This window comes from Slackia sp. CM382 (assembly GCF_000293015.1).
GTDB classification, from domain to species: domain Bacteria; phylum Actinomycetota; class Coriobacteriia; order Coriobacteriales; family Eggerthellaceae; genus Slackia; species Slackia exigua.
Map to the genome: position 1 here is coordinate 148,263 of NZ_ALNO01000016.1, position 25,526 is coordinate 173,788.

Genomic DNA, 25,526 nt, shown 5'->3' on the forward strand with positions numbered 1-25,526 from the left:
AGGCATCATGGGCGATTCCTTCGACATGAAGGGCATGGGGGATTTCCTGGACGCCTCGTCCGAAAGCCGTCTCCGGGTCGAATCCGACCTCGGGGACGGCTTCGTGCGCCTCCGGGTCACAGAGGCGCAGAAACGTCAGGCCAAGCAGGACATCCGTTCAGCCGAAGACGTCGCGATCGAACTGCTGCGCAATGCGCGCGATGCGGGCGCTCGTACGATCTTCTTCGCGACCTCCCTGTCCAAGAACCGCCGGACGATGGTCCTCGTCGACGACGGGGCCGGCATTCCCGAACGCATGTGGGATGCTGTATTCGAACCCCGCGTGACATCGAAGCTCGATGCCCTCCGTTTCGATGATTGGGGCGTGCACGGAAGAGGCATGGCCCTCTATTCGATTTCCCAAAACGTGTCGTCCGCGCGCGTGATGCAGTCGGTGCCTTCCCAAGGAACGGCCGTTCGTGTGGATATCGATCCATCCACGCTTTCCGAACGATCCGACCAAAGCACGCTTCCCTGCCTTGTGAAGGCTGCGGACAGGCATTGGACGCTTTCGAGCTCGCCGCACAGCATCGTGCGCATCGCCGCGGAATTCGCGTTGGGATGCCGGCACGATACGACGGTGTATTTCGGCAGCATCGTTTCCATCGCCGCCACGATGCGCGCCTATGGGAAGGCCCTCATGCGCAGGGAGGACGAATGCGAACGGCCTTTTGCGTCCATGGATGCTCCGGTTCGTCTCCTGTCCGCGGCGCGCAATGCCGATGAATTGCGCGACAGGGCTGCGTCTCTCGGGCTCGATCTTTCCTCGCGAAGCGCCTACCGTATCATGAGCGATGGGGTTTCGCCTCTCGATCCGCTTCTCGGCATGCTCGAACGCGTTCGCGAGGGGGATTCGACGCATGCGGCGCCGATGAAAAGGCGGCGCGCCGCGATCCGCATCGATTCCGCCGATCTGGATTCGTTCGGCGCTTCCGTCAAAGGGGCGTATGCCGATCTGGCCGAGCGCTATTATCTTGACCCCGATGCGGGGCTCGAAACGCGCGTGGCGCGGGACGGCATCCATGTGTTCATTCCTTTCGCCGAACGATAGCGCCTTCAGCGCATTGCGTTTCAGGCTTCTCATCGGGTAGAATCACCGAATGCATCGAAGCGGTCCTTTGACCGGCCAAACGAATCATAAACGAACTAGAGAGAATCGCATGCCCGTGGATCCCTTGCCCAAACCGGCTTCCGGTTGCTTGAAAGTGTCTTCGAAGTCTTCTCCGGCGTCTGTCGCCGGTGCCATTGCCGGCATGGTCAAAGACGGCGTTCCCGTCGAAATCCAGTCCGTCGGCGCAGGCGCCGTCAATCAGGCCGTGAAGGCCATCGCGATTTCACGCGGATTCCTTTCGCCGGTCGGCATCGAGCTTTCATGCGTTCCTTCGTTCGCCGATATAGTCATCGACGGCGAATATCGTACGGCCATCCGCTTCGACATCATGCCCCGTTATATTTCCCAAAGCAACGACGTGCACTGATGCATGTCGTTGCTGAGCTGCATGGATCGAAAGACCTTTTCTCAGGATGACGATGAACGAGATTCTCACCAACAAGACCTTCTATACCTTCACCTACGGATGCCAGATGAACGAACATGATTCGGAGCGCATCGCCGGTCTGCTCGAATCATGCGGCTGCGTGCCCGTATCGACTCTCGAAGAGTCGGAGATCGTCATCTTCATGACGTGCTGCGTGCGTGAGCGCGCCGATATCCGCCTCATGGGACAGGTATCCACCATCAAGGGCGTCCCTCTTCCCGAGGGGAGCGCGCTTGACAAGAGGATCGTCTGCATCGGCGGCTGCATCGGCCAGCGCGACGGCGTTGCTTTGACCGAAACGCTCGACAACGTGGACGTCGTTTTCGGCACTCAGAACATCGAACGCCTTCCGTATCTGATCACGGGCGTTTTATCTCAAGGCGGGCATTTCGTCGAGATCGAGCAGGATTCCGATTCCTTCTCGACGGACCTTCCTTCCGACCGGGAGAAGCCGTGGTCGGCATGGCTTCCCATAACCGTGGGATGCGACAATTTCTGCACCTTCTGCATCGTTCCCTATGTGCGCGGCCGCGAACGCTCGCGCACGATCGAGGACGTCGTTACGAATGCGGAGGCCTATGTCGCCGAAGGCGTCAAGGAGATCACGCTGCTGGGGCAGAACGTGAATTCGTACGGCCGCGACCTGTACGGTTCTCCGCGCTTCGCCGATGTGCTGAAAGCCGTCGCCGCGACGGGCGTCGAGCGGCTGCGGTTCGCGACCTCCCATCCGAAGGATCTGACCGACGAGGTCATCGCTGCATTCGGCGAGCTCGGCAATCTGATGCCGGCGCTCCATCTGCCGGTGCAATCGGGATCCGACCGCGTTCTCGAAGACATGAACCGCACCTATGATTCCGCCCATTACCTCGGGCTTGTGCGCAAACTGCGGGCATCGTGCCCGGACATCGCCCTGTCGACCGATGTCATCGTCGGGTTTCCGGGCGAGACCGAAGAGGACTTCCAAGCCACGTACGATCTCATCGAATCGGTCGGGTATTCGCAGGTGTTCACATTCATCTATTCGCGCCGCGAAGGCACGCCTGCAGCCGATATGTTCGACGATACGCCTCGCGACGTCATCCAAAGACGCTTCGATCGCCTGGTCGAGCTTGTGCAGCGCAAGGCCCTCGAGCAGAATCGGCGCTTTCTCGGCCGCGATCTTGATGTGCTCTTCGAAGGTCCTTCCAGGCGCGATCCGAGCATGCTGGTCGGGCACTCCCCGCACAACGTGACCGTGCATGCTCCGCTGCCTGCCGGCATGGATGCGTCCGCGTTCGTCGGCCGCATGCGCCTCGTCCATATCGACGAGGCGAAGACCTGGTATCTTTCCGGAACGCTCGTCGAAAGGTGATCGCATGCCGTCGCCGACGGATTCACGCATGGTCCTGACGGTCGTCGGACCTACGGCTTCGGGGAAGTCCGAGCTTGCCATGCGCATCGCCGAACATGTGGGCGGCGAAATCGTCTCGGCGGATTCCATGCAGATCTATCGAGGCATGGATATCGGCACTGCGAAGATTCCCCCGGACGAGCGTCGCGTCCCGCATTTCGGGCTCGATATCCTCGATCCCGGCATGCCGTATTCGGCGGCGCTCTTCCAGGACTATGCGCGCGCGTGCTTCGCGGATATCTCTGCACGGGGGAAGACTCCCATCCTCGCGGGCGGCACCGGGTTTTACGTTCGCGCCGCGATCGACGGCTACGACTTCGCTTCGGGAGAACAGTCGGGCAATCCCGTGCGCGACCGCTACGCCGCGCTTGCCGACGCCCAAGGCGCCGAAGCCGTATGGGAGGTTTTGCGCCAGCGCGACCCCGCGAGCGCGGACGTCATCCATCCCCATAACGTGAAGCGTGCGATCAGGGCGCTTGAGATGCTCGAAATCGACGGAGCGTCATATGCCGAACGGGCGCGCAGGCTTTCGAACATCCCTCAGGTCGTTGATGCGCGCATCGTCTATCTGCATGTCGATGCCGACGTGCTGCACGATCGCATCGACGCGCGCGTCGATGCGATGTTCGAGGCCGGTCTCGTCGAAGAGGTGCGCGGGCTCTGCGAGCGCGGCTTCCGCGAGGCCTGCACGGCGAGAGGCGCCATAGGGTATAAGGAGGTAGCGGCCGCCTTCGATGGAGACTGCACGCTCGCCGAAGCGAGAGAGGCCATCAAGACGGCGTCGCGACGCTACGCGAAACGACAGCGTTCTTGGTGGAGGCGCGACGCGCGCGCACACGTCGTCGATGCGACCGACGCCGATTTCGAGCGAATCCTGGAAGAGGCGCTGCGCTTCTTTGTAGGCGAAGGAGAGGTGAGACCATGAGTTTCGGTATAAGCGACCAGGCTGCCTCTATGGAACAGGCAGAGCGCGCCGTTCTCGTAGGCATAGAGCGCAAAGGCGATCCCGATGCGGCGATGCGGCTCGCATCGACTCTGTCCGAGCTTGAGCGCCTGAGCGAAACGGCGGGTGCCTCCGTTGTCGCGACGACTTCCCAACGGCTCGTATCGCCGAACCCGCGCACCTTCGTCGGAACGGGGAAGGCGGAGGAAATCGCGTCGCTCTGCCTTGCGCATGCCGCCGATGTCGTCATCTTCGACGAAGAGCTCACGCCTGCCCAGCAGGGCAATCTTGAGAAGATCATGCCGCAAAACGTGAAGGTCATCGATCGAACCGCCCTTATCCTCGATATCTTCGCCCTGCATGCGACATCGAAGGAGGGTCGTTTGCAGGTGCGCCTTGCGCAGAACCAGTACCTGCTTCCTCGTCTGAGAGGCATGTGGGCGCATCTGGCGAGCAATCGCATGGGCGGCGGCGTCGGATCCCGCTTCGGCGAGGGCGAAAGCCAGCTCGAAGTCGATCGGCGTCTGGTTCGAAAGAGAATCACGACTATACGCCGGGAGCTCGATCATCTCGCATCGGTCCGTGCCGTGCAGCGTCGTTCGCGCCGCTTGTCGGGCGTGTTCCGCATCGCGGAAGCCGGCTATACCAATGCAGGGAAGTCAAGCCTGATAAACGCATTGACCGGTGCGGACGTCCTGAGCTACGACAAGCTTTTCGCGACGCTCGACTCGACGACCAGGCGGCTCTCGCTTCCCGAAGGCCGTGACGCGACCATAACCGACACCGTGGGCTTCATACAGAAGCTTCCGACGAACCTGATCGAAGCGTTTCGAAGCACGTTGGACGAGATCTCAGAGGCCGATCTGATCCTCCATGTCGTCGACGCGTCGTCGCCCCGGCGCGATGCCCAGGCGAAGGCGGTCGTGGAAACGCTCGGGCTTATCGGAGCGCAGGATATCCCCTGCATGGTCGTATGCAACAAGGTCGATCTGCTCGGTGGCGAGGAACGTGCCGAACTCATTCGTCAGCATTCGGACGCATGCCTCGTTTCCGCTCGGACGGGAGAGGGGATGGACGCGCTTAGAGCGGCGATCGTCGAGCGCATCGCCGCATATGAGGTCCCGGTCGTTTTGTCCGTGCCGTTCGATCGCGGGGATGCGGTATCGCGCGTCCATAGCGAATGCACCGTTTTGGAAGAGTCGTACGACGAGCGCGGAACGACCGTCGTCGCGCGCATCCCCTCCGGGCTTCTTGAGGCATATGCGCCATTCATCGTGCGAGACGACGATTGAAACGGAGAAGGCCCGACTCGGCTGCATAAACCGGGTCGGGCATGATCGGACGCATCGAGGTAGATGGAGCCGCATTCGTTTGAGGAGCTACATTCGCCTGAACAGCGCCACGACTTTGCCTGCGATGGATACGTCGTCGCGTACGATGATGGGTTCCATGGTCGAGTTCTCGGGCTGCAGGCGGATATGATCGCGTTCGCGGTAGTAGGTCTTGACCGTCGCCCCGTCGTCGATGATGGCGACCACGATATCTCCGTTGCGTGCCGTGGGCTGCTCCTGCACGACCACGAAGTCTCCGTCGTTGATGCCGATCTCTATCATGGATTCGCCGCGCACCTGCAAAAGGAACGAACTGCCGTCCCCGACGATCTCCGTAGGCAGGGGAATGGTTTCGGTGATGTTCTGTTCCGCTAGAATGGGTTGGCCTGCCGCCACGTTTCCCACGACGGGCAGCGTGACGATGTTCGAGAACCCGCCCGTCCCGACGGATCCGAAACCGGAATCCGTTTCATGGATGGGAGCCGGCTGGCCAGGCTGCATCAGGTCCTCCTCATGGAGAACGGTCATGCATCGCGACTTGAGGGGATCGCGATGGATATATCCCTTCGTTTCGAGGTTGGCGAGGTGCACGTGCACGGTTGAAGGGGAGGAGAGTTCGAGGCCGCGGGCGATATCCCTGATCGTAGGCGCAATGCCATGCTCTTTCATGGAGGATACGATGAAATCGTAGACCTCCTGCTGTTTTTTGGTCAGCTTTTCGCGGGGCGTCTGCGTCGAGGAATCCATGGTGTCCTTTCCGATACGAACATTTGTACCAAAAATCTGTTGACATGAACCTTTGTTCGATTAATATTATACACGAACAAAAGTTCGATGCAAGAACGCGATTCGTATCGGAGGCCAAGATGACACGCGAGAACGTCTTCACCTATATCGAAGGAACCGCCGCCCTGAAGATGCAAGAGGGCGCATCCGATCGCACGGCCCGCATCGTCTCCTTCGACTCGATCGCCCAGAGCCGTTCCGTTGCGGAAAAACCTGCCGTCGCGCCTTCATTCCTTTCCGACCTGAAGGTCGCGGTCGAAGCGCTCGGCTTCGAAGACATCAAGCGCGATATGAGGCACGGGTCGCTTGCGGGGAAGGGTCTTCCGGAACCGCTTTCTCCCAAGGCGTATGCATTCTGCGCCGTCGCATTCGCGGTCACGGTCCTCGCCATCGTGCTCTGATGCGGCCGATTGCCCCTCGATAGGATATATTCTGCCGTTTACCTATTCCCTTTCCCGCCATTGCCTGTACCATATCGAAAGTTTCTGTTTTGAAGGAAAGGGGAACCATGTCTGAGAAAGGCACCTCGGATGTCCGCGAGCTTCTCGACGAAGCCGAGAGGGACATCAAGGATATTGCGAAGGAAAACGGCAAGAAGCCTTGGTATAAGCGTCTCTCGCTGACAACCTGGATCTTCATCGCTCTCGTGCTAGGTGTGATGTGCGGGCTCCTTCTGCAAGGCAATCCGGGATTTGCGGATACGTATATCAAGCCTATCGGCACCATCTTCCTGAACCTCATCAAGATGATCGTCGTTCCGCTCGTCATCGTCTCCATGATGGCAGGCGTCATCTCTCTGAAGGACATCAAGCGTATCGGCGCCATCGGCGGCAAGACCATCGTGTTCTATCTTTTCACCACGGGCTTCGCGGTGTGCATCGGCCTTCTTTTCGCCAATGTCATGCATGTCGGCGGAGGCTACACCCTTGCTTCGACGCAGCTTGAATACGAGGCGAAGGAAGCCCCTTCGTTCATCGACACCCTCGTGAACATCTTCCCGTCGAACTTCGTGCAGCCTATGGCGGACGCCACGATGCTCCAGATCATCGTCATCGCTTTGATCTTCGGTTTCGGCATCATCGCCGCCGGTAAGAAAGGGGCTATCGTCGCCGATTTCGTGAACGGCATGAATGCGGTCTGCATCAAGGTCATGCACGGCATCATCATGTTCGCGCCTTTCGGCGTCTTCGGCCTCATCACGCCGGTTATCGCCAATAACGGCCCCGATGTTCTCCTTCCGCTGCTGTGGCTCATCATCGTCGGGTACGTCGCCATGATCGTCCATCTGGTGGTCGTCTACTCCGGTTTGCTTCGCGCCATCGCCAAGATGGGTCCCCTGAAGTTCTTCAAGGGCATCGCCCCGGCGCTCCTGTTCGCGTTCTCTTCCGCAAGCTCCGTGGGCACCCTGCCGGTCAACATGGAATGCACGAAGAAGATGGGGGCCTCTGACGAGATGGTCAGCTTCGTTTTGCCCCTCGGCGCGACGATCAACATGGACGGCACGGCGATCTACCAAGGCGTCTGCGCCATGTTCATCGCGCAGGTCTTCGGCATCGATCTGACCATCCAGCAGCAGATCGTCATCGTTCTCACGACCGTGCTCGCCTCCATCGGCACTGCGGGCGTTCCGGGTTCCGGCATGATCATGCTTGCCATGGTCCTGCAGTCCGTGGGATTGCCCGTCGAAGGCATCGCGTTGGTCGCGGGCGTCGATCGCATCCTCGACATGATGCGTACCGCCCTGAACATCTCCGGCGACTCCGTCTGCTGCCTCTGCATGAATTACCTCGAGGAACGTAAACAGCAGCGCAAGGCCGAGGCCGGCGCGTAGCGAATCGCGCATCGACGTTTCATTGCGTCGATTGAAAACGGACGCTCGAATTTCGAACCGCGCCCAGGGAGCCTGAGCTTCGAAGGAATGCTCGAACCCCGGAGGCGCGGTTCAACCGGAGGGTGTCCGTTTTCCGTATATGCGGACATGCGGGCGCATCGTGTCGTATCATGGCGCAGAACGCGCGCCGTGTGCTGCGGCGGCACCTAATAGAAAGGCATCCTATGCGCTGTCCTGCCTGCGGGCATCCCGAATCCAAGGTCGTCGACTCCCGTCCTTCCGACGAGTTCAATTCCATTCGCCGTCGTCGCGAATGCTTGAAGTGCGGCAATCGTTTCACGACATACGAACGGCTGGGTGACAATCCCCTCATCGTCGTGAAGGCCGACGGCTCGAGCCAGGTGTTCAACCGCGAGAAGCTCTATCGCGGCATCTCCATCGCCTGCGCGAAGCGTCCGAACATCCCGAATGATAAGAAGACCGAGATCATCGATGCGATCGAAACGGCGTTGCGCAATTCCGGCCGTGCCGAGATCAATTCGAAGGACCTCGGCGACATGGTGCTCGAACACCTCAAGCCCCTTGACGACGTTGCCTACATCCGTTTCGCAAGCGTGTACAAAGATTTCCAAAGCATCGAGGAATTCCAGGACGCTCTGAAGGGATTGAAGTGATGCAGACGTTAGAAACCCTTGAAGTACCTATTGCGAGGCTTTCCGACGACGCGGTTCTGCCTGCGTACGCGTATGAGGCGGACGCAGGGGTCGATCTGCGCGCCACGGCCTTTGCGACCCTTGCCCCGTTCGAGCGGGCGCTCATTCCGACCAGCCTTGCCGTCGCGATCCCCGAAGGATACGCGGGTCTCGTCATTCCGCGCAGCGGCCTTGCCATCAAGCACGGCATCTCGATCGTGAATGCGCCGGGACTCGTAGACAGCCATTATCGCGGCGAGCTCAAGGTCGTTCTCGCCAACCTCGACCCTCGCGAACCCTTCGTCATCGAACCAGGGGATCGAATCGCGCAGCTCGTCATCTCGAAGGTCGAGCACGTGCAGTGGGTCGCCGTCGACGCCCTTGACGAAACCGACCGTGGAATGGGCGGTTTCGGGTCAAGCGGCAAAGCCTAGGATTCCGCATCCATCCGACACGCGCTTCGCGTGCAAGAAAAACAAACGGCTTTTCCTGAAGGCGCCGGAATCGGCGGGCATATGCCCAGGTTCCGGCGCCTACGCGTTGTCAGCGTTCGTCGGCGAGGAAGAAGAGCGCGAGCGTCCCCGGACCGGAATGCGCGCCGATGACCGGGTCGATGTAGTTGATGCGTATGTCGGCCGTGCCGAATTCCTTGCGGATGAGATCGGCGAGATAGTTCGCGTCATCGATGCAGTCGCCATGCGTGATGAACACGGTCTGGTCGGCGACAGGCTCACGTGCCGAGCGTTTCATGCGGTCGAGAAGCGCATGGATGGATTTCTTGCGCCCGCGCACCTTTTCGAGGGGAATGAGGTGTCCCTCGTCGTCGACATGCATCACCGGCTTGATGTTGAGCAGAGTGCCCGCCCAGGCATTGGTGCGGCTGACGCGCCCGCCGCGGAACAGGAACATGAGGTCGTCGACCGTGAACCAGTGGGCGAGCCGGAGGCGGTTGTCGTGCAGCCATTGCAAAACCTCGTCGATGCCGGCTCCCTGTGCGCGCATCGTGGCGGCGTAATAGACAAGAAGCCCTTCGCCGCCCGATGCCGCGTACGTATCGATATGGCGGACGGTGCGCTCGGGGTAATCGGGCGCCAGGGAATCGAGCAGGGCGGCGACGGCTGCATACGTGCCGGAAAGCCCGCTTGAAAAACCGATGTAGATCAGGTCTTGTCCGGCTTCGAGGATGGCCCGCAGCTGCGCCTCGGCCTCTCCGAGATTCGGAAGCGATGTGGTGAAGACGGTTCCTTCGCGCATCATCGCATAGAATTCCTGCAGGTCGACATGCGCGCCCTTCAGATAGCTCCGGTATTCCTCGTCGCCTGCGATGAAGCGCAGCGGAAGGATCTCAAGCGAGAACTCATCGATGGTCTGCTCGGTCAGGTTGCAGGATGAGTCGGTCACGATCGTGTAGTCCATTGGGTTCTCCTCCTCGTATGGTTTGGAAGAGTATACGACTTTTGGCGAGGGCTATAATGTCTGGCCGAACACGCATGCAGGCACGCGCAAGGAGTCGTCCGCCCATGAAATTGAATCCCGCTTTCGTCGACCGCGTGGTCGCATACCTCTCCCAGGTCCCCCTGGTGGTCCGCCACCGCATCTCCGATATCGAACTGCACGAGGACGGGTGCCGCTTCACGGCTGAGATCACCGAAGAGGACTTGAATCCGTTCCATTCGGTCGACGGGGGCATCTACGCGTTTCTGCTCGACAACGTCACCGGCTTCGCGACGTTCTGCCGATACCCGGCCGATTACGGGACATCCACCCTCGATCTTCAGGCGACCTATGCACGTCCGTTCAAAACCGGGAAGGTGGTCTGCGAGGCGCATATCATCAAGGCCGGACGTTCCGTATGCATGGTGCGCGGGGATGTCGAAGACGAAGACGGCACGGTCCTGGCCTACGCGACATCCAACCTCTTCGTCGGGCGCGGCCTGCAGCTCATGGACGACGCCGTCAAAGCAGCCGGATTCCCTGCGCTACCTGATAAATTCATCGATGACGAATGCTAGGGCTGTCGCGATGATGTAGCCTTAGCTAACTTTACCCATCGCGTCGCACGGCCGCGCCCAAGAGTCGTATGGTGTGACGAAAACGACGAGGAAGGATCTCAAATATGTTCGACGAACTCCCCGTTCCGGGGCGCAACGACGCATGCTGGTGCGGAAGCGGCAGGAAATACAAGAAATGCCATATGTCCAACGATGAGAGGCTCGAGGAACTGTACTACCAGGGCCTCGAGGTACCGAGCCGCGCCATGTTGAAGACGGCGCGGGATATCGAAGGGATCAAGCGCAGCGCCGAGGTGAACATCGGCGTGCTGGATTACGTGGCCGAGCATATCGGGCCGGGCGTCACGACCGAACAGATCGACCGCTGGGTGCATGACTACACGGTCGAACACGGGGCCGTTCCCGCGCCCCTCGATTACGAAGGCTATCCCAAGAGCGTCTGCACCTCGGTCAACGATGTCGTCTGCCACGGCATCCCGTCCGAAGACGAAGTGCTCGAAGAAGGCGATATCGTCAACGTCGACTGCTCCACGATCCTCGACGGCTATTTTTCCGACTCGTCTCGCATGTTCTGCATCGGGAAGGTATCGGATGAGGCGCAACGTCTGGTCGATGTCACCAAGGCCGCCGTCGAAGCGGGCATCGCCGCGGTGAAGCCCTGGTGCCGCCTCGGCGACGTGAGCGCCGCGGTCAACCGCGTGGCGACCGATGCGGGCTATACGGTCGTGCGCGAATTCGGCGGGCACGGCATCGGGCTCGAGTTCCACGAGGACCCGTTCGTGAGCTTCGTCGAGCCGGCGGATACGGGCATCGTGCTCGCTCCCGGCATGTGCTTCACGATCGAACCCATGGTCAATCTCGGCGCTCAGGAGATCGATATGACCGATCCGAACGGCTGGACGGTCCGTACGGCCGATGGCAGCTTGACGGCGCAATGGGAGGTCCAGCTCGTCGTCACCGAATCAGGCATCGAGCTTTTGTCCTGGTAGCATTCTCATGCGCAGACGCCCCTTCGCATGGATCGTGCGGCGAAGGGGCGCTTTCACGATTCACCCGTCGCACGCATCGCGCGGGCAGCACGGGTGGATGTTCACGTCCTCTTCCTGTCCTTCGAGGCTCGCCGTGCGTCCGGCATGTCGCGTGTATGCGTTTTCCACGATGCGGACGGGCGCGCGATGCCTCAGGCCCTCGGTTCCCTATAATTGTGAAACTTGCGTATCAATAGGCACTGAAAGGTCGGAGTACACGATGGGAAACGATTACCGCTCTACGATGAACCTGCCCAAGACCGATTTCGCCATGCGCGCGAATCTGGCCGAGAACGAGCCGAAAAGGCTCAAGAAGTGGGCGGACGAGGATCTGTACCACCGGATCCTCGAGCGTAACCGCGACGGCGAGCCGTTCGTCTTGCATGACGGCCCCCCGTACGCCAACGGTCCCATCCACATCGGCCACGCCTTCAACAAGATCCTCAAGGACTTCGTCGTGAAGTCCCATGCCCAGCGCGGCTATTTCACGCCGTACGTGCCCGGTTGGGACTGCCACGGCCAGCCGATCGAGCATGAGGTGGAAAAGAAGCTCGGCACCGAGAAGATGTCCCAGCTCCCGCAGGCGACCGTGCGCCGTCTGTGCCGCGAATGGGCGGAGAAGTTCGTCGACGTGCAGCGCGAGGGCTTCAAACGCCTCGGCGTGAACGGCGAGTGGGATCGTCCGTACCTGACGTTCCAGCCCACGTTCGAGTCGGCGAACGTCGAGGTCTTCAAGAAGATGTACCTGTCCGGCGCCGTCTATCGCGGACGCAAGCCCATCCATTGGTGCAAACGTTGCCACACCGCGCTCGCCGAGGCCGAGATCGAGTACGGCATGGAGACGTCGCCTTCGATCTACGTCGCCTTCAAGCTCGACAATATACCGCAGGTCTTCGCCGATGCCGGCGTCGACCTCGCGCGTGCCTACGTCCTGATCTGGACCACCACGCCGTGGACGCTCCCTGCGAACACCGCGGTGTCCTTCGGTCCCGATATCGATTACTGCTTCGTCGAGGCGAACGGCGCCTTCATGCTCTTCGCGCGCGAGATGGTCGACCAGGTCGCCGAAGCGGTCGGCTGGGATTCCTATCGCATCGTCGAAGCCGACGGCGAGTCCGTCACGATGAAGGGCGACGCCTTCGGGGGCATCACGTACAAGACGCCGATCCTCGACGAGGTCGAAGGCCGCATCATCTGGGGCACGCATGTCACGCTCGAGTCGGGCACCGGAGCGGTTCACACCGCGCCCGGCCACGGCGTCGACGACTACAAGGTCTGCGAACGCTTCGGCGTTCCTATGATCATGCCCGTCGACGACGACGGCCGTTTCATGGACATCGTGCCGGAATTCGCCGGCATGGACACCGACGAGGCGAATCCCCGCATCATCGAATGGCTCCGCGCGCGCGGCACGCTCGTCGGGTTCAAGGAGATCGAGCACAGCTATCCGCATTGCTGGCGCTGCCATGAACCGATCATCTTCCGCGCGACCGACCAGTGGTTCGTCTCCATGGACGAGACGGGTCTGCGTGAGCGTGCGCTCGAAGAAATCCATGAGAACGTCCGGTGGGTGCCCGAATGGGGCCAGAACCGCATCGGCGCCATGGTTGCCGACCGTCCTGACTGGTGCATCTCGCGCCAGCGTAGCTGGGGCGTGCCGATTCCCGTGTTCAAGTGCGCGTCCTGCGGCGAGATCGTCGCGGACGCCTCGACGTTCGATGCGGTGATCGATCTGTTCAACACCGAGGGCGCCGATGCCTGGTTCACGCGCGATCCCTCCGAATACCTTCCCGCAGGGACCTGCTGCCCGAAGTGCGGCGGCACCGACCTGCGCCCCGAGAAGGACATTCTCGACGTGTGGTGGGAATCCGGCGTCAGCCACGTGGGCGTGCTCAAGCACCGTGCCGACGAGGATCGTCTGCATTGGCCGGCGGATCTGTATCTCGAAGGTTCGGACCAGCATCGCGGATGGTTCCAAAGCTCGCTGCTCTGCGGCGTGGGCGCCTACGGCTCGGCACCGTACAAGGCGGTCATGTGCTGCGGCTTCACGGTCGACGAGCATGGCGAGAAGATGTCGAAGTCCAAGGGCAACGGCATCGATCCCAAAGAGGTCACCGACACATACGGCGCCGATGTCCTGCGCCTGTGGGTCTCCTCGACCGACTACTCGGTGGATGTCTCCATCGGAGACACCATCCTCAAGCGCACCTCCGACGCATATCGTCGTTTCCGCAACACCTTCCGCTTCCTGCTCGCGAACCTCGACGGCTTCGACGATGCGACCGATGCCGTCGAGCTTGCCGATATGGATCCGATCGATGTCTGGGCGATGCTGCGCTTGTCCGATGTGCTCGCCGAGGTCGGCCGCGCCTACGACGAATATCATTTCCACCAGGTTTTCCGCACGCTTTACGACTATGTCGTCACCGACCTTTCGGCCGTGTACATGGATGTCGTGAAGGACCGCCTCTATTCCGAGGCTCCGGATTCCCGCGCACGGCGCAGCGTGCAGACGGTGCTCATGAACATCCTCGAGGTGCTCGTCCGCATCATGAGCCCCATCCTGTCCTTCACCTGCGACGAGGTTTGGGAGCATTATCCCGAGGCCGCCCGCAATCGTGCCGGGCGTCCCGTGAGCGTTCAGCTTGCAGGCTGGCCTGCGCTCGAAGATTTCAAGCCGACGCTTCCCGCCGAAGCCGACGCAGCCGCGCTGCGCGCGCGCTTCGACGTGCTCCTGTCCGTGCGCGACGCCGTGACCAAGGCGCTTGAAGATGCCCGCAACGGCAAGGTCGTGAACAAGAGCCAGGAAGCCGAGCTCGGCATCGAAGCTCCCGCCGCCATCGCCGACGTTCTCGATTCGTTCGATGCCGCCACGCTCGAAGAGTTCTTCATCGTGGCGCGCGTGACCGTGTCTGCGGCGGATGTCGAAGATCTTGCGGTTTCCGTGAGCGCGACGTCCAAGGAGAAATGCCCGCGGTGCTGGAACCATCGCGTGCTCGGCGGCAACGCCGCGCATCCCGACGTCTGCGAACGCTGCGGCGACGTGCTCGATGCGCTCGCATCGGCCGAGGTCGAATAGCTCCATGGCGCGCATCACCGAAACGGCGGCAGGGAAGGGCGGCATCTTTGCCGGCGCGGCCCTTCTGTGGCTTGTCCTCGACCGCGCGACGAAGGCGTATTTCGAGGGGGCCTATGCCCTCGGCCAGACCTCGGCGCACGACTGGCTTATCGTCCGCTTTCGCCTCGTCCACAACACCGGCGCGGCCTGGGGCGCGTTCGGCGACTCGACGGTTCTGCTCGGCGCGTTCTCGCTTGCGGTCTGCATCGCCATCGCGTGCGCGTTCGCCTTCTACGGACGTGTGTCGGGCCACGAGGCGAACCTCGCCGAAACCGTCGCGCTCGCGCTCGTGTTCGCGGGCGGCATCGGCAATGCCATCGATCGGTTCGCCCAGGGCTTCGTAACCGACTTCCTCGATTTCACGTTCATGGATTTCCCGGTCTTCAATGTGGCTGACATAGGTGTGACGTGCGGATTCGTTCTCCTGATCATCGGATATCTCGCTGCAGTCCGCGCGCAGGGCACGTCCGAGTCCGACCGAGGCGGGGACGCGTAGTGGAGGAATCCCCGGCTCGCATGGAAGCCGTTTACGTGGAAGGCTCCTTCGACGGCATGCGCATCGATGCCTTCCTGGCTGCCGTCGCCGCGTTTCCCACGCGTTCCGCCGCCGCCAGGCGCGTCGATGCGGGCGAGGTGCGCGTCAACGGCACCGTCGTGCGCAAGAGCTTCACCGTTCGGATATCCGACGTGGTCGAATACGCCGTTACGATGGATGCGCGCGTGCTCGAGCTCATGCCGGCCGACATCCCTTTGGACATACGCTACGAAGACGACGACGTGATCGTCCTGTCCAAGCAGGCGGGGCTCGTCACCCATCCCGCAGACGGCCATCCCGAACAGGATACGCTGGTGAATGCCCTCATCGCGCACTGCGGGCGCGAAAAGCTCTGCAATGTCCAAGGAGAACAGGACCGTCTCGGCATCGTGCATCGGCTCGACCGGGACACGAGCGGGCTTATGCTCGCCGCCAAGACCGATGCGGCCGGGCTGCGCCTCATGGAGGACATCGCGTCGCGCGACGTCGATCGTCATTACCTCGCGCTCGTGCACGGCTGGATTCCGCTCGACACCGGGCTCATCGATGCGCCCATCGGCCGCAGCGCGAAGGACCGCCTGCGCATGTGCGTCTCCGATCGCGAAAGCGCCCGGCCTGCCTCGACGTCGTTTCGCGTCGTGCGCCGATTCGAACCGTCGCGTCGCGACGACGGGTACACGCTCATCGACTGCAAGCTCTTCACCGGGCGCACGCATCAGATCCGCGTGCATGCGGAATACATCAAGCACCCGTGCGTGGGCGATCCGACCTACGGGTGGCCCAAGCACGACAATCTCGGTCTCGAGCGCCAGTTCCTCCATTCGTATCGCCTTGCCTTCACGCATCCTTCGACGGGAACGCGCCTTTCGTTCGAAGATGGGCTGCCTGCCGATCTCCAGGCGGTCGTAGACGAGCTCGACGCGCGCGCATAGGAAACGAACTCGCACGTCGTTGCGTGCAAACGATGAATTGTCCCCGCGTCGTCGCCCGTTGGCGACCATCTGATATAATCGTTCGGTTGCATTACCCGGCCTTCGAGCGCACGCGCCACCGCATGCCTCGCAGACCGCGGCGTATTCTCAAGCGGCGCGCAACGGCCGCGCAGAAGCATCGGGCATCCGATGCGGGAAAGGTGGAGCACATGGCTTCTATCACCAAGGAAAAGACCCAGGAGCTCATCAACGAGTTCGGCAAGGACGCGAACGATTCCGGATCCGCCGCCGTCCAGGTCGCCATCCTCACGGAACGCATCCGCAACCTCACCGAGCACCTCAAGGTCCACAAGAAGGACCACCACACCCGTCGCGGCCTGCTGATGCTCGTCGGCAAGCGTCGCCGCCTCCTTTCCTACATCAGGAATTGCGATATCGACGCGTATCGCGAGCTCATCAAGAAGCTCGGCATTCGCGACAACCTTTAATCCGCACCAGGAAGCCCGCCGTATGCGACGGGCTTCCTTATGAAGGAGCGGTCGGCGCGGATCGGGATCCGCGCTGCTCGCGAGGGTCGCCAGAAGGGCGGCTCCGAAGAAGAGAGAAAGAAGAGCATCTTGGAGAAAGTGTCTTTGGAATTCGAACTGTACGGCAAGAGCTACGCCTTCGAAACCGGCGAACTTGCCAAGCAGGCCACCGGCGCCGTGCTGGTGCGTCAAGGCGAGACCACGGTCCTCGTCACGAGCGTCATCTCCAAAGAAGAGAAGGACTACGATTTCTTCCCCCTGACGGTCGATTTCATGGAGAAGATGTACGCGGTCGGCCGCATCCCTGGCGGCTATCTCAAGCGTGAAGGACGCGCGTCCGACAAGGGAACGCTGACCGCGCGCATGGTCGACCGTCCCATCCGCCCCGGCTTCGCCGAAGGTTTCAAGCAGGAAGTGCATGTCGTGGCGACGACGTTCGCCATCGACGGCGAGAACGCCCCCGACTGCATGTGCGTCGGCGGCGCGTCGGCCGCCCTGCTCATCGCCAGCGCCCCGTTCGACGGCCCGGTCGCCTGCGTGCGCATCGCGCGCAACGCCGAGACCCGCGAATTCATCGTCAACCCGACGTACGCCGAGCAGGAGACGTCCGACCTCGAGCTCACGATCGCCGGCACCAAGGATTACATCTCCATGGTCGAGGCGGGCGCCGATCAGGTCGGTGAAGAGGATATGCTCGCCGCCATGAATTTCGGCCAGGAGGCTATCGCGGCGTTCTGCGAGAAGCAGGCCGAATTCCTGTCCATGGTCGACATCCAGAAGCGCGAATGGCCCATCCACGTGCCCGACGCCTCCATCGCCGAGCGCGTGAACGCCCATTACGACGCCATGAGCGCCGCCCTCAAGGACGCCGACAAGCAGTCGCGCATCGCCAAGGTCGAAGAGCTCAAGGCCTCCATCAAGGAGAACGACTTCTCCGACGAGGAGCGCGCCGCCTGGGCCTCCGACATCGCCGCCGCCTGCAAGGCGCTTGAGAAGCACGCGATGCGCCGCATGATCATCGAAACCGGGGAACGCGCCGACGGGCGCGCGCCCGAAGAGATCCGCCCGCTCTACATCCGTCCGGGCTACCTGCCCCGCGTCCACGGCTCCGGCCTGTTCCAGCGCGGCCAGACCCAGGTCATGTCCGTCGCGACTCTCGGCCTGCTCAACGAGGCGCAGCGTCTCGACACCATCGATCCTCAGACCACGCGCCGTTACATGCACCAGTACAACTTCCCGCCGTACTGCACCGGCGAGGTCGGCCGCATGGGCGCCCCCAAGCGCCGCGAGGTCGGTCATGGCGCCCTCGCCGAGCGCGCCATCCTTCCCGTCCTTCCGAACGAGGACGAATTCCCGTATTCCATCCGCGTCGTCTCCGAGGTGCTCGAATCCAACGGATCGTCCTCGATGGCGTCCACCTGCGGCTCCTGCCTCGCGCTCATGGATGCGGGCGTGCCCATCAAGGCGCCCGTCTCCGGCGTGGCCATGGGCCTTATCAAGGAAGACGACGGCGTCGTCATCCTCTCCGATATCCAGGGCCTCGAGGACTTCCTCGGCGACATGGACTTCAAGGTGACCGGCACGCCCGAGGGCATCACCGCGCTCCAGATGGACAACAAGGCCCGCGGCCTGTCCACCGAGATACTCGGCCGCGCGCTCGCGCAGGCGAAGGAAGGCCGCGCGCACATCCTGTCCGCCATGCTCGATGAAATCGCCGCTCCGCGCGCCGAGCTTCGCGACACCGCGCCGCGTATCGAGACCATCAAGATCCCGGTCGAGAAGATTCGCGAGGTCATCGGCAAGGGCGGCGAGACCATTCGCGGCATCCAGGACGCCACCGGCGCCTCCATCGAGATCCAGGAAGACGGCACCGTGCATATCGCGGCCGTCGACCAGGCCGCTGGCGCCGCCGCCATGCAGGCCGTCAAGGACATCGTCAAGGAACCCGAGGTCGGCGAGGTCTATGAAGGCACGGTCGTGGGCATCCAGTCGTTCGGCGCATTCGTGAAGCTGACGCCGAACAAGGACGGCCTGCTTCATATCAGCCGCATGGCCAACGGGCGCGTCGGCCAGGTCGAAGACGTCCTCAATCTCGGCGATACCGTCAAGGTCGAGGTCATCGAGATCGACTCCAAGACCGGCAAGGTCTCCCTCGACCGTCTCGAGAAGCCCGATGCTCCGGCGTCTTCCGGCCCCGGCCGACCCGAGCGTTCCGACCGCGAGCCTCGCGATCGCGATCGCCGTCCCGGGCGTTCCCATCGGGAGGAAGCCTCCTCGGGCGACTCCCGCAAGCCGCGCCGCCGCCACTAGTTCCGACCGCTTCGCGGGACCGGTGAAGCCTCCGGTCCTGCGCTTGAAAAAGCCGTTTCCGTGTAATACCATTAATAATTACGTGACATGACACGTGTACGCATGACATAAAGGAGTTCATTCAGATGGCAGTCAAGATTCGCCTCGCCCGCCATGGCGCTAAGAAGCATCCCGTCTACCGCGTCGTCGTCGCCGATGCGCGCGCACGCCGCGATGGCCAGATCATCGAGCAGGTCGGTCGCTACAACCCCAACATGGATCCTTCCGTCATCGAGCTCGACCTCCCGCGCGTCGAAGACTGGATCAGCAAGGGAGCCCAGCCTACCGATACCGTCAAGCGTCTCATCGAGACGGCCAAGAAGGCCCAGTAAATGGCCTCGACGTCTCACGACATCGCCGATCTGGTCCGTGCTATCGTCGAGCCGCTCGTCGACGATAAAGAGGCCGTCGACGTGGCATCGAGCATCGACGAGAGCGGCTCCGAGCTCGTCGAGATCCGCGTCGCCGCGGACGACTGCGGCAAGGTGATCGGTCGGCAGGGTCGTGTCATCAAATCCATTCGCGTCCTGGCCCGCGCCGCCCTCTGCGGCGAAGGCCGCGATGTCTCGGTCGAGCTCGTCGAGGATTGACCTCGTGTACGACTGGGCCGACATAGCCGTGCTCGGCTCTGTTTCGGGTCTTAAGGGAAGGTTCGTCGCACGTCCCGTGCGCGGCCTTCCTTTTTTGCTCGAAGAGGGCATGACGGTCCATTTCGTTCCTCCGGCCATGCGCGGCCCGCGTACCGCGCGCGTGGCACGCGCGGTCGAGGCGTCCGCAGGGGAGTGGAGCGTCGAATTCGAGGGAATCTCCGACCGCGATGCCGCGGAGGCCTTGCGCGGAAGCCATTGCCTTGTGGCCGAGGCCGATCTTCCCGAAGGCTTCGATGCGGCGCGCTCGCGCGAATACGACCTGATCGGTTTCTCCGTCGTCGACGAACGCCTAGGCCGCATCGGGCGCCTTGCCGAAATATCCGAGATGCCGGCAAGCGACATGCTCGTCGTCGAGGGGGCTTCGGGCGACATTCTCATTCCAGCCGTCGAGGAGATGATATCGTCGATAGACGACATCTCGCGGACCATCCATGTCACGCTTCCCGACGGGCTCGTCGAACTTGCATCCGAAGCATAGGGGGAACCGCGCATGCGCATCGACGCCATCACGACGTTTCCCCGCATGTACGATTCCGTCATGCAGGATTCCATCATGAAGCGGGCGCAGGAATTCGGCCTGCTCGAATTCCATGCTCACGACCTGCGCGACTGGACGCACGACCGCCATCGCACGACCGACGACGATCCGTATGGGGGCGGCCAGGGCCTTCTTATGACGTGCCCGCCCATCTTCGAAGCCTACGATGCCGTCGCCTCCGAAGGCGCGAAGCCCCATGTCGTATTCCTCGCGCCTACGGGTGTGCCGTTCGCGCAAGAGGTCGCGCAACGCCTCTCGACGAAGGATCGGCTGATGTTCATCTGCGGGCATTACGAGGGCATAGACGAACGCGCCTACGCATTGGCGGACGAATGCATTTCCCTCGGCGATTACGTGCTCACCTCGGGGGAGCTCGCTTCCATGGTCGTCATCGACGCCGTCGTGCGTCTCATTCCCGGCGTTCTCGGCGACGACATGAGCGTCGTCGACGAGAGCTTCGGCGACGACGGGCTGCTCGAATATCCTCAGTACACGCGTCCGGCGAGCTATCGCGGCATGGACGTGCCGCCCGTGCTTTTGAGCGGCGATCATGGGAAGGTCGCCGCCTGGCGACGCGAACAGGCGCTGCTCCGCACCGCGCGCCTTCGTCCCGATTTGCTGGAAAGCGCCGCCTTGACCGAGCGCGAACGGGCTTTTTTGCTATCATTGCACGACATTGACGTTCCGGACGCTCGTTGAGCGTCCTTTCTTTGGTGCGGGAGGCGCTGCTCTTTCATGGATTACGGCACTCATGCAGGCTCGCGTGCCTCGGGAATCATCCGCTCGATCCTTTCCTGGGCCTTCTTCTTCGTCTCCGTCCTCGCGCTCATCTGGCTCATACAGAACTTCGTCGCGCGCGCCTACGCCATTCCCTCGGGTTCCATGGAGGACACGATAGAGATAGGCGACCAGGTCTGGTCCGAGAAGATATCCTATTACCTGCGTGAACCCGCTTATGGCGACATCATCACCTTCGACGATCCCGAGATTCCCGGCCGCACGCTCATCAAGCGCGTCATAGCCACGCCCGGTCAGACCGTCGATCTCATCGACGGCGTCGTGTACGTGGACGGCACGCCTCTCGACGAGCCGTATACGGACGGCAAGCCGAGCGTTCCTCTGGATGCTGCGAACGACGTTTCCATCACGTATCCCTACACCGTTCCCGCGGGAAGCCTCTGGGTCATGGGCGACAATCGCACCAGCTCTTCAGACTCCCGGTATTTCGGCCCGATCAAGAAGAGCTCCGTCTCGGGTCGCGCCTTCGTAGTCTATTGGCCCCTTACCCATCTAGGAGTGCTGTGAACATGAGCAAGCCAGCGCACACCGCGCCAACGTTCCAGGAGGTCGTCCTGAGGCTGCAGACCTACTGGGCTGCGCAGGGATGCGTGATCCTGCAGCCGTACGACAACGAGGTCGGCGCCGGCACCAACCATCCTGCCACCACGCTGCGATCCCTCGGGCCCGATACGTGGCGCACCGCCTACGTGCAGGGCTGCCGTCGTCCTGCGGACGGCCGCTACGGCGAGAATCCGAACCGCATGCAGCACTACTACCAGTTCCAAGTGCTGATCAAGCCTTCTCCCGACAATGTGCAGGACCTGTATCTGGACAGCCTGCGCGCCATCGGCATCGCTGTCGAAGAGCATGACGTGCGCTTCGTCGAAGACGACTGGGAAAGCCCGACGCTCGGGGCCTGGGGTCTCGGCTGGGAGGTCTGGATCGACGGCATGGAGGTGACGCAGTTCACGTATTTCCAGCAGGTCGGCGGATTCGAATGCGCGCCGGTGCCTTCCGAGATCGCCTATGGTCTCGAACGTCTGGTCATGTACATCCAGGGCGTCGATTCCGTCTACGATATCGTCTGGAGCCGCGGCGACGACGGCATCGAGTTCACGTACGGCGACGTCTTCCTGGAAAACGAGCGCGAATACTCGGCATACAACTTCGAGGTGGCCGATACCGACCTGCTCTTCGGCGATTTCGATCGCTACGAGGCCGAATGCAACCGCATCTTGGAGGCCGGGTTGCCGCTTCCCGCCTACGACTACGTGCTGAAGTGCTCGCATACCTTCAATCTGCTCGATGCGCGCGGGGTCATCTCCGCCACTGAGCGCATGGGCTACATCCTGCGTGTGCGCTCGATCGCCAAAGCGTGCTGCGCGAGCTATATCGAACACGTCGTCGGCCATGCCGGCGCCCAGGACAAGGAGGCCGCAGATGGCGAATAAGACGCTCGCCTTCGAGATCGGAACGGAAGAGCTGCCTGCGTTCGCGCTCCATGCCGCCACGGAGAAGCTTCCCGAGCTCGTCGCTTCGCTCATGGATGCCGCCAAGATCCCCCATGCCGGGATCGAGGCCTATTCCACGCCGCGACGCCTGATCGCCATCGTGCATGACGTGCCTGAGAAGACCGAGGCCTCCGAAGAGACGTTTCGCGGCCCTGCGGCTAAGATCGCCTTCGATGCCGAGGGGAAACCGACCAAGGCCGCGCTCGGCTTCGCGCGCGGCAAGGGCGTCGACGCGTCGGCTCTCGAACGGCGCGACGAGAACGGCGTCGAGTACGTCTACGCCGTGAAAACGACGCCGTCGCTCGACGTCACCGGCCTGCTTTCCGATGTGCTCCACGAGGTGATCACCGGGATCGCATGGCCCAAGTCGCAGCGTTGGGCGGCGTATCGCGAGCAGTTCAGCCGTCCCGTTCGTTGGATCGTGGCGCTTCTGGGCGACGCCGTCGTGCCGCTGTCCTTCGCCGGCGCCGAATCCGGTCGCACCACCTACGGGCATCGCTTCCTCGCCCCTGCGGGCATCGAGCTCGCATGCGCCGACGACCTGGTCGAAACGCTGCGCGGAGCCTTCGTGGTTCCGAGCGAGGCGGAGCGGGAAGCGCGCATCCGCTCCCAGGTCCAGGCCGTCGAAGAGGCGACGGGGCTTACGGCCGACCTGCCTGCGCGCACGATGGCGGAGGTCGTCAACCTCACCGAGCATCCCACCGTCATGGTAGGAGGCTTCGACGAGCTTTTCCTGAAGGTCCCCAAAGAGATCATCGTCGACGCGATGCTCGTCCATCAGCGCTACTTCCCGCTGTTCCATGCAGACGGCACATTGGCCAATAAGTTCCTCATCACCTCGAACGGCAATCCGAAGTTCGAGGCGAACATCGTCGACGGCAACGAACGCGTCGTCGCCGCCCGTCTGTACGACGCCAAGTTCTTCTACGACGAAGACCTCAAGCGTCCGCTCGAAGCGTATGTGCCCGACCTGAAACACGTCGTCTTCCAAGAGAAGCTCGGCTCCACTTTCGCGAAGACCGTGCGTATCGAACGTCTTGCATCCTTCGTGTGCGACTCCTCGTCCACGGCGACCGACCAGGAGAAGGCCGACGCCCGCCGTGCCGCCTTCCTTTGCAAGGCCGACCTCGTGACCGGCGCCGTCGTCGAATTCACGAGCGTCCAGGGCATCATGGGCTCCTATTACGCCAAGGCGGCGGGGGAGACCGACGAGGTGGCCCGTGCGATCGCCGACCACTACCGTCCGCGCTTCTCGGGCGATGGGCTTCCGCAGGGCTTCGCGGGCCGGGCCGTCGCATTCGCCGACAAGCTCGATACCATCTGCGGCCTGTTCGCCATCGACCAGGCCCCGACGGGCTCGTCCGATCCCTTCGCTCTGCGCCGCAGCGCCATCGGCATCGTCGGCCTTCTCAACGACGGCCTCGAGGTCTCCCTCGGCGCCGCCGTGGATGCGGCCCTCGCTTCGTATGAAGCCGACGGGCTCGTCTTCGACCGTGTCGAAGCCACCAAAGCGATCGTCGACTTCTTCGTCACGCGCACGAAGGTCATCCTGCGCGACGAAGGGGTTTCCGCCGATGCGATCGATGCGGTGCTCGCCGCGCGCGTCGTCGAGCCTGCGACCATCGCGAAGCGCGCCCGCGCGCTCGACATGCAGCGCGCCGCCGAGCCCGAGGCGTTCGAGGATCTGGCGATCGCCTTCGCCCGAGCCAACAACCTGCGCGACGCCGCGGCGGGCGATGCCTGCGACGAAGGGGCGTTCAACGATGCCGAACGCACCCTCTTCGCCGCCACGGCGCGCGCGCGCGCCGATGTCGCCGCCGCGCTTGACGACGACGATTTCGCCCGGGCGCTCACGAGCCTTGCAGCCCTGCGTCGGCCGATCGACGCCTTCTTCACCGACGTCATGGTCATGGACGAGGATCCCGACGTGCGCAGGAACCGCATTCGCCTGCTCAATCGGTTCGTCGGCGTCTTTTCCGACGTTGCGGACTTCGGTCTGCTCGCCAAGACGAAATAGCCTCGATCCCGCAGGGCGGCGCACCGATCGCGCCGCCCTGCCGCGTCGTACGAAGGGAAGCCATGAATCTCACGAGCGAAGCCGCGAACGTCTTCAACGACTCTCCGCTACCCACCATCCATGTGATCAGCGATTCGGTGGGTGCGACGGCCCAAGCCATCGCCAAGGCCGCCGCCGGCCAGTTCGGCGTGCCGGAACCCTACATAGAGACGCTGCCGAAGGCGCGCGATTACGACCAGATCACGAACTTCCTGCTCAATCACCAGAAGCGTCATGTCGAAGCGGGAGTCGACGCACGTTTGGTCGTTTTCTACACGCTCGTCGACAAGGAGGCCCGCCGTCGTCTTGCGGAGTTCCTCGACGCGCACGATATGCGCGGGGTCGATCTCATGGGAAGCCCCCTCGATACGTTGTCGGAAGCATCGGGCCTGCTGCCTTCGACGCACCCCGGCCTGCATCGCCAGACCGACGAGAGCTACTTCCGCCGCATCGACGCGATGGAGTTCACCGTCGAGCACGATGACGGGCGCAACCCGCAGGATCTTCTGAAGGCCGATATCGTCATTCTGGGCGTCTCTCGGTCTTCGAAGACCCCCATCTCCATCTACCTGGGGCTTCAGGGCTACAAGGTGGCGAACGTGCCGCTTGCGCTGGACTCCCCCTGTCCGCCGGAGGTTTTCGAATGCGACCCGACGCGCGTGTACGGGCTCGTGACCACGCCCGACGTGCTCGTCGGCATACGGCAGAGGCGTCTGGGCGGATCGGGCAGGCTTGCCCAGCAGGTGGCTGCGAGCTACGCCGAGCCCGAGATGGTCTATCGGGATCTCGAAGAGGCGCGTTCCCTCATGCGCAAGATTGGATGCCTGGTGGTTCATACCGACAACCGCGCGATCGAGGAAACGGCCCAGGAGATATTGCGTTACTATGAACTCGCTCACCCCTCGCAGAAGTCGATCGTCGAGTGATGGGGCGACAGGTA

General features: G+C 62.4%; 26 protein-coding genes. 24 read left to right on the forward strand and 2 right to left on the reverse strand.

The genetic code is table 11. The features are described 5' to 3' along the window. The first annotated feature begins 7 nt into the window (after positions 1 to 7). The 5 genes from HMPREF1155_RS05925 (at position 8) to hflX (ending at position 5,202) form a co-directional block, all read left to right on the forward strand. On the forward strand, positions 8 to 1,090 hold the full coding sequence (locus tag HMPREF1155_RS05925) for an ATP-binding protein (RefSeq protein WP_009078513.1): 1,083 nt from the start codon (positions 8 to 10) through the stop codon (positions 1,088 to 1,090). 109 nt (positions 1,091 to 1,199) lie between these two features. Further along, on the forward strand, positions 1,200 to 1,517 hold the full coding sequence (locus HMPREF1155_RS05930; RefSeq protein WP_009078583.1) for a stage V sporulation protein S: 318 nt from the start codon (positions 1,200 to 1,202) through the stop codon (positions 1,515 to 1,517). Positions 1,518 to 1,563: 46 nt separating this feature from the next. Further along, a complete protein-coding gene (gene miaB, locus HMPREF1155_RS05935) occupies positions 1,564 to 2,928 on the forward strand; it encodes a tRNA (N6-isopentenyl adenosine(37)-C2)-methylthiotransferase MiaB (protein ID WP_009078173.1) in 1,365 nt (454 codons plus the stop codon). Between the two features lie 4 nt (positions 2,929 to 2,932). Further along, a complete protein-coding gene (gene miaA / locus HMPREF1155_RS05940) occupies positions 2,933 to 3,892 on the forward strand; it encodes a tRNA (adenosine(37)-N6)-dimethylallyltransferase MiaA (RefSeq protein WP_009078142.1) in 960 nt (319 codons plus the stop codon). After that, entirely contained in the window at positions 3,889 to 5,202 is a 1,314-nt protein-coding gene (gene hflX, locus HMPREF1155_RS05945) for a GTPase HflX (RefSeq protein WP_009078351.1), read from the forward strand. Before miaA ends, hflX begins: the two co-directional genes overlap by 4 nt. A gap of 87 nt (positions 5,203 to 5,289) precedes the next feature. Here hflX and lexA read toward each other — a convergent pair whose 3' ends face one another. Continuing rightward, positions 5,290 to 5,988, reverse strand: coding sequence for a transcriptional repressor LexA (gene lexA, locus HMPREF1155_RS05950; protein WP_009078400.1), 699 nt, complete (start codon positions 5,986 to 5,988; stop codon positions 5,290 to 5,292). 119 nt (positions 5,989 to 6,107) lie between these two features. Here lexA and HMPREF1155_RS05955 point away from each other — a divergent pair, with 119 nt between their 5' ends. The 4 genes from HMPREF1155_RS05955 to dut all read left to right on the forward strand — a co-directional run bounded on the left by HMPREF1155_RS05955 (position 6,108) and on the right by dut (position 8,984). After that, positions 6,108 to 6,428, forward strand: a complete 321-nt coding sequence (locus HMPREF1155_RS05955) for a hypothetical protein (protein ID WP_009078598.1) — start codon at positions 6,108 to 6,110, stop codon at positions 6,426 to 6,428. A gap of 107 nt (positions 6,429 to 6,535) precedes the next feature. Next, a complete protein-coding gene (locus HMPREF1155_RS05960; RefSeq protein WP_009078153.1) occupies positions 6,536 to 7,858 on the forward strand; it encodes a dicarboxylate/amino acid:cation symporter in 1,323 nt (440 codons plus the stop codon). Between the two features lie 224 nt (positions 7,859 to 8,082). After that, a complete protein-coding gene (nrdR, locus tag HMPREF1155_RS05965) occupies positions 8,083 to 8,532 on the forward strand; it encodes a transcriptional regulator NrdR (protein WP_009078433.1) in 450 nt (149 codons plus the stop codon). Then, complete coding sequence (gene dut / locus HMPREF1155_RS05970) at positions 8,532 to 8,984, forward strand: dUTP diphosphatase (RefSeq protein ID WP_009078350.1); 453 nt, start codon at positions 8,532 to 8,534, stop codon at positions 8,982 to 8,984. The genes nrdR and dut overlap by 1 nt, the downstream gene beginning before the upstream one ends. A gap of 109 nt (positions 8,985 to 9,093) precedes the next feature. Here dut and HMPREF1155_RS05975 read toward each other — a convergent pair whose 3' ends face one another. After that, entirely contained in the window at positions 9,094 to 9,966 is an 873-nt protein-coding gene (locus HMPREF1155_RS05975) for a DegV family protein (protein ID WP_006361470.1), read from the reverse strand. Positions 9,967 to 10,070: 104 nt separating this feature from the next. On the opposite strand from HMPREF1155_RS05975, the gene HMPREF1155_RS05980 reads away from it, so the two are divergent. The 15 genes from HMPREF1155_RS05980 (at position 10,071) to HMPREF1155_RS06050 (ending at position 25,512) form a co-directional block, all read left to right on the forward strand. Then, positions 10,071 to 10,562 carry a PaaI family thioesterase gene (locus HMPREF1155_RS05980; RefSeq protein ID WP_006361469.1) on the forward strand — a complete coding sequence of 164 codons (492 nt, stop codon included), beginning with the start codon at positions 10,071 to 10,073 and terminating at the stop codon, positions 10,560 to 10,562. A 104-nt stretch (positions 10,563 to 10,666) separates the two neighbouring features. Next, positions 10,667 to 11,551, forward strand: coding sequence for a methionyl aminopeptidase (locus HMPREF1155_RS05985; protein WP_009078397.1), 885 nt, complete (start codon positions 10,667 to 10,669; stop codon positions 11,549 to 11,551). 259 nt (positions 11,552 to 11,810) lie between these two features. Beyond that, positions 11,811 to 14,669, forward strand: coding sequence for an isoleucine--tRNA ligase (gene ileS / locus HMPREF1155_RS05990; protein WP_009078480.1), 2,859 nt, complete (start codon positions 11,811 to 11,813; stop codon positions 14,667 to 14,669). Positions 14,670 to 14,673: 4 nt separating this feature from the next. Next, positions 14,674 to 15,204 carry a signal peptidase II gene (gene lspA, locus HMPREF1155_RS05995; protein WP_009078260.1) on the forward strand — a complete coding sequence of 177 codons (531 nt, stop codon included), beginning with the start codon at positions 14,674 to 14,676 and terminating at the stop codon, positions 15,202 to 15,204. 20 nt (positions 15,205 to 15,224) lie between these two features. Then, the gene (locus HMPREF1155_RS06000; RefSeq protein ID WP_009078186.1) at positions 15,225 to 16,175 is read left to right on the forward strand and encodes an RluA family pseudouridine synthase; all 951 of its coding nucleotides are present in this window, start codon (positions 15,225 to 15,227) and stop codon (positions 16,173 to 16,175) included. Positions 16,176 to 16,384: 209 nt separating this feature from the next. Beyond that, positions 16,385 to 16,663, forward strand: a complete 279-nt coding sequence (gene rpsO, locus HMPREF1155_RS06005) for a 30S ribosomal protein S15 (protein WP_009078657.1) — start codon at positions 16,385 to 16,387, stop codon at positions 16,661 to 16,663. A gap of 129 nt (positions 16,664 to 16,792) precedes the next feature. Further along, positions 16,793 to 19,012 (forward strand): polyribonucleotide nucleotidyltransferase, encoded by a 2,220-nt coding sequence (gene pnp, locus HMPREF1155_RS06010; protein ID WP_174222051.1) that lies wholly within the window; start codon positions 16,793 to 16,795, stop codon positions 19,010 to 19,012. 125 nt (positions 19,013 to 19,137) lie between these two features. After that, on the forward strand, positions 19,138 to 19,383 hold the full coding sequence (gene rpsP, locus HMPREF1155_RS06015) for a 30S ribosomal protein S16 (RefSeq protein WP_006361460.1): 246 nt from the start codon (positions 19,138 to 19,140) through the stop codon (positions 19,381 to 19,383). Next, positions 19,384 to 19,641, forward strand: a complete 258-nt coding sequence (locus tag HMPREF1155_RS06020) for a KH domain-containing protein (protein ID WP_009078249.1) — start codon at positions 19,384 to 19,386, stop codon at positions 19,639 to 19,641. Between the two features lie 4 nt (positions 19,642 to 19,645). Then, positions 19,646 to 20,179 (forward strand): ribosome maturation factor RimM, encoded by a 534-nt coding sequence (rimM, locus tag HMPREF1155_RS06025; protein ID WP_009078767.1) that lies wholly within the window; start codon positions 19,646 to 19,648, stop codon positions 20,177 to 20,179. A gap of 12 nt (positions 20,180 to 20,191) precedes the next feature. Next, positions 20,192 to 20,938, forward strand: a complete 747-nt coding sequence (gene trmD, locus HMPREF1155_RS06030; protein WP_009078475.1) for a tRNA (guanosine(37)-N1)-methyltransferase TrmD — start codon at positions 20,192 to 20,194, stop codon at positions 20,936 to 20,938. A 36-nt stretch (positions 20,939 to 20,974) separates the two neighbouring features. After that, positions 20,975 to 21,544 carry a signal peptidase I gene (gene lepB / locus HMPREF1155_RS06035; protein WP_009078318.1) on the forward strand — a complete coding sequence of 190 codons (570 nt, stop codon included), beginning with the start codon at positions 20,975 to 20,977 and terminating at the stop codon, positions 21,542 to 21,544. A gap of 2 nt (positions 21,545 to 21,546) precedes the next feature. Further along, a complete protein-coding gene (locus tag HMPREF1155_RS06040; RefSeq protein ID WP_039993444.1) occupies positions 21,547 to 22,470 on the forward strand; it encodes a glycine--tRNA ligase subunit alpha in 924 nt (307 codons plus the stop codon). Continuing rightward, on the forward strand, positions 22,460 to 24,547 hold the full coding sequence (gene glyS / locus HMPREF1155_RS06045; protein ID WP_009078679.1) for a glycine--tRNA ligase subunit beta: 2,088 nt from the start codon (positions 22,460 to 22,462) through the stop codon (positions 24,545 to 24,547). Before HMPREF1155_RS06040 ends, glyS begins: the two co-directional genes overlap by 11 nt. A gap of 62 nt (positions 24,548 to 24,609) precedes the next feature. Next, positions 24,610 to 25,512, forward strand: a complete 903-nt coding sequence (locus HMPREF1155_RS06050; RefSeq protein ID WP_006361453.1) for a pyruvate, water dikinase regulatory protein — start codon at positions 24,610 to 24,612, stop codon at positions 25,510 to 25,512. Positions 25,513 to 25,526 lie beyond the last annotated feature (14 nt).

What these genes read in the sequence shown, in the direction of transcription:
- HMPREF1155_RS05925 (WP_009078513.1), top strand. Translation starts at nt 8, where the DNA reads ATGGGCGATTCCTTCGACATGAAGGGCATGGGGGATTTCCTGGACGCC.
- HMPREF1155_RS05930 (WP_009078583.1), top strand. Translation starts at nt 1,200, where the DNA reads ATGCCCGTGGATCCCTTGCCCAAACCGGCTTCCGGTTGCTTGAAAGTG.
- miaB (WP_009078173.1), top strand. Translation starts at nt 1,564, where the DNA reads ATGACGATGAACGAGATTCTCACCAACAAGACCTTCTATACCTTCACC.
- miaA (WP_009078142.1), top strand. Translation starts at nt 2,933, where the DNA reads ATGCCGTCGCCGACGGATTCACGCATGGTCCTGACGGTCGTCGGACCT.
- hflX (WP_009078351.1), top strand. Translation starts at nt 3,889, where the DNA reads ATGAGTTTCGGTATAAGCGACCAGGCTGCCTCTATGGAACAGGCAGAG.
- lexA (WP_009078400.1), bottom strand. Translation starts at nt 5,988, where the DNA reads ATGGATTCCTCGACGCAGACGCCCCGCGAAAAGCTGACCAAAAAACAG.
- HMPREF1155_RS05955 (WP_009078598.1), top strand. Translation starts at nt 6,108, where the DNA reads ATGACACGCGAGAACGTCTTCACCTATATCGAAGGAACCGCCGCCCTG.
- HMPREF1155_RS05960 (WP_009078153.1), top strand. Translation starts at nt 6,536, where the DNA reads ATGTCTGAGAAAGGCACCTCGGATGTCCGCGAGCTTCTCGACGAAGCC.
- nrdR (WP_009078433.1), top strand. Translation starts at nt 8,083, where the DNA reads ATGCGCTGTCCTGCCTGCGGGCATCCCGAATCCAAGGTCGTCGACTCC.
- dut (WP_009078350.1), top strand. Translation starts at nt 8,532, where the DNA reads ATGCAGACGTTAGAAACCCTTGAAGTACCTATTGCGAGGCTTTCCGAC.
- HMPREF1155_RS05975 (WP_006361470.1), bottom strand. Translation starts at nt 9,966, where the DNA reads ATGGACTACACGATCGTGACCGACTCATCCTGCAACCTGACCGAGCAG.
- HMPREF1155_RS05980 (WP_006361469.1), top strand. Translation starts at nt 10,071, where the DNA reads ATGAAATTGAATCCCGCTTTCGTCGACCGCGTGGTCGCATACCTCTCC.
- HMPREF1155_RS05985 (WP_009078397.1), top strand. Translation starts at nt 10,667, where the DNA reads ATGTTCGACGAACTCCCCGTTCCGGGGCGCAACGACGCATGCTGGTGC.
- ileS (WP_009078480.1), top strand. Translation starts at nt 11,811, where the DNA reads ATGGGAAACGATTACCGCTCTACGATGAACCTGCCCAAGACCGATTTC.
- lspA (WP_009078260.1), top strand. Translation starts at nt 14,674, where the DNA reads ATGGCGCGCATCACCGAAACGGCGGCAGGGAAGGGCGGCATCTTTGCC.
- HMPREF1155_RS06000 (WP_009078186.1), top strand. Translation starts at nt 15,225, where the DNA reads ATGGAAGCCGTTTACGTGGAAGGCTCCTTCGACGGCATGCGCATCGAT.
- rpsO (WP_009078657.1), top strand. Translation starts at nt 16,385, where the DNA reads ATGGCTTCTATCACCAAGGAAAAGACCCAGGAGCTCATCAACGAGTTC.
- rpsP (WP_006361460.1), top strand. Translation starts at nt 19,138, where the DNA reads ATGGCAGTCAAGATTCGCCTCGCCCGCCATGGCGCTAAGAAGCATCCC.
- HMPREF1155_RS06020 (WP_009078249.1), top strand. Translation starts at nt 19,384, where the DNA reads ATGGCCTCGACGTCTCACGACATCGCCGATCTGGTCCGTGCTATCGTC.
- trmD (WP_009078475.1), top strand. Translation starts at nt 20,192, where the DNA reads ATGCGCATCGACGCCATCACGACGTTTCCCCGCATGTACGATTCCGTC.
- lepB (WP_009078318.1), top strand. Translation starts at nt 20,975, where the DNA reads ATGGATTACGGCACTCATGCAGGCTCGCGTGCCTCGGGAATCATCCGC.
- HMPREF1155_RS06040 (WP_039993444.1), top strand. Translation starts at nt 21,547, where the DNA reads ATGAGCAAGCCAGCGCACACCGCGCCAACGTTCCAGGAGGTCGTCCTG.
- glyS (WP_009078679.1), top strand. Translation starts at nt 22,460, where the DNA reads ATGGCGAATAAGACGCTCGCCTTCGAGATCGGAACGGAAGAGCTGCCT.
- HMPREF1155_RS06050 (WP_006361453.1), top strand. Translation starts at nt 24,610, where the DNA reads ATGAATCTCACGAGCGAAGCCGCGAACGTCTTCAACGACTCTCCGCTA.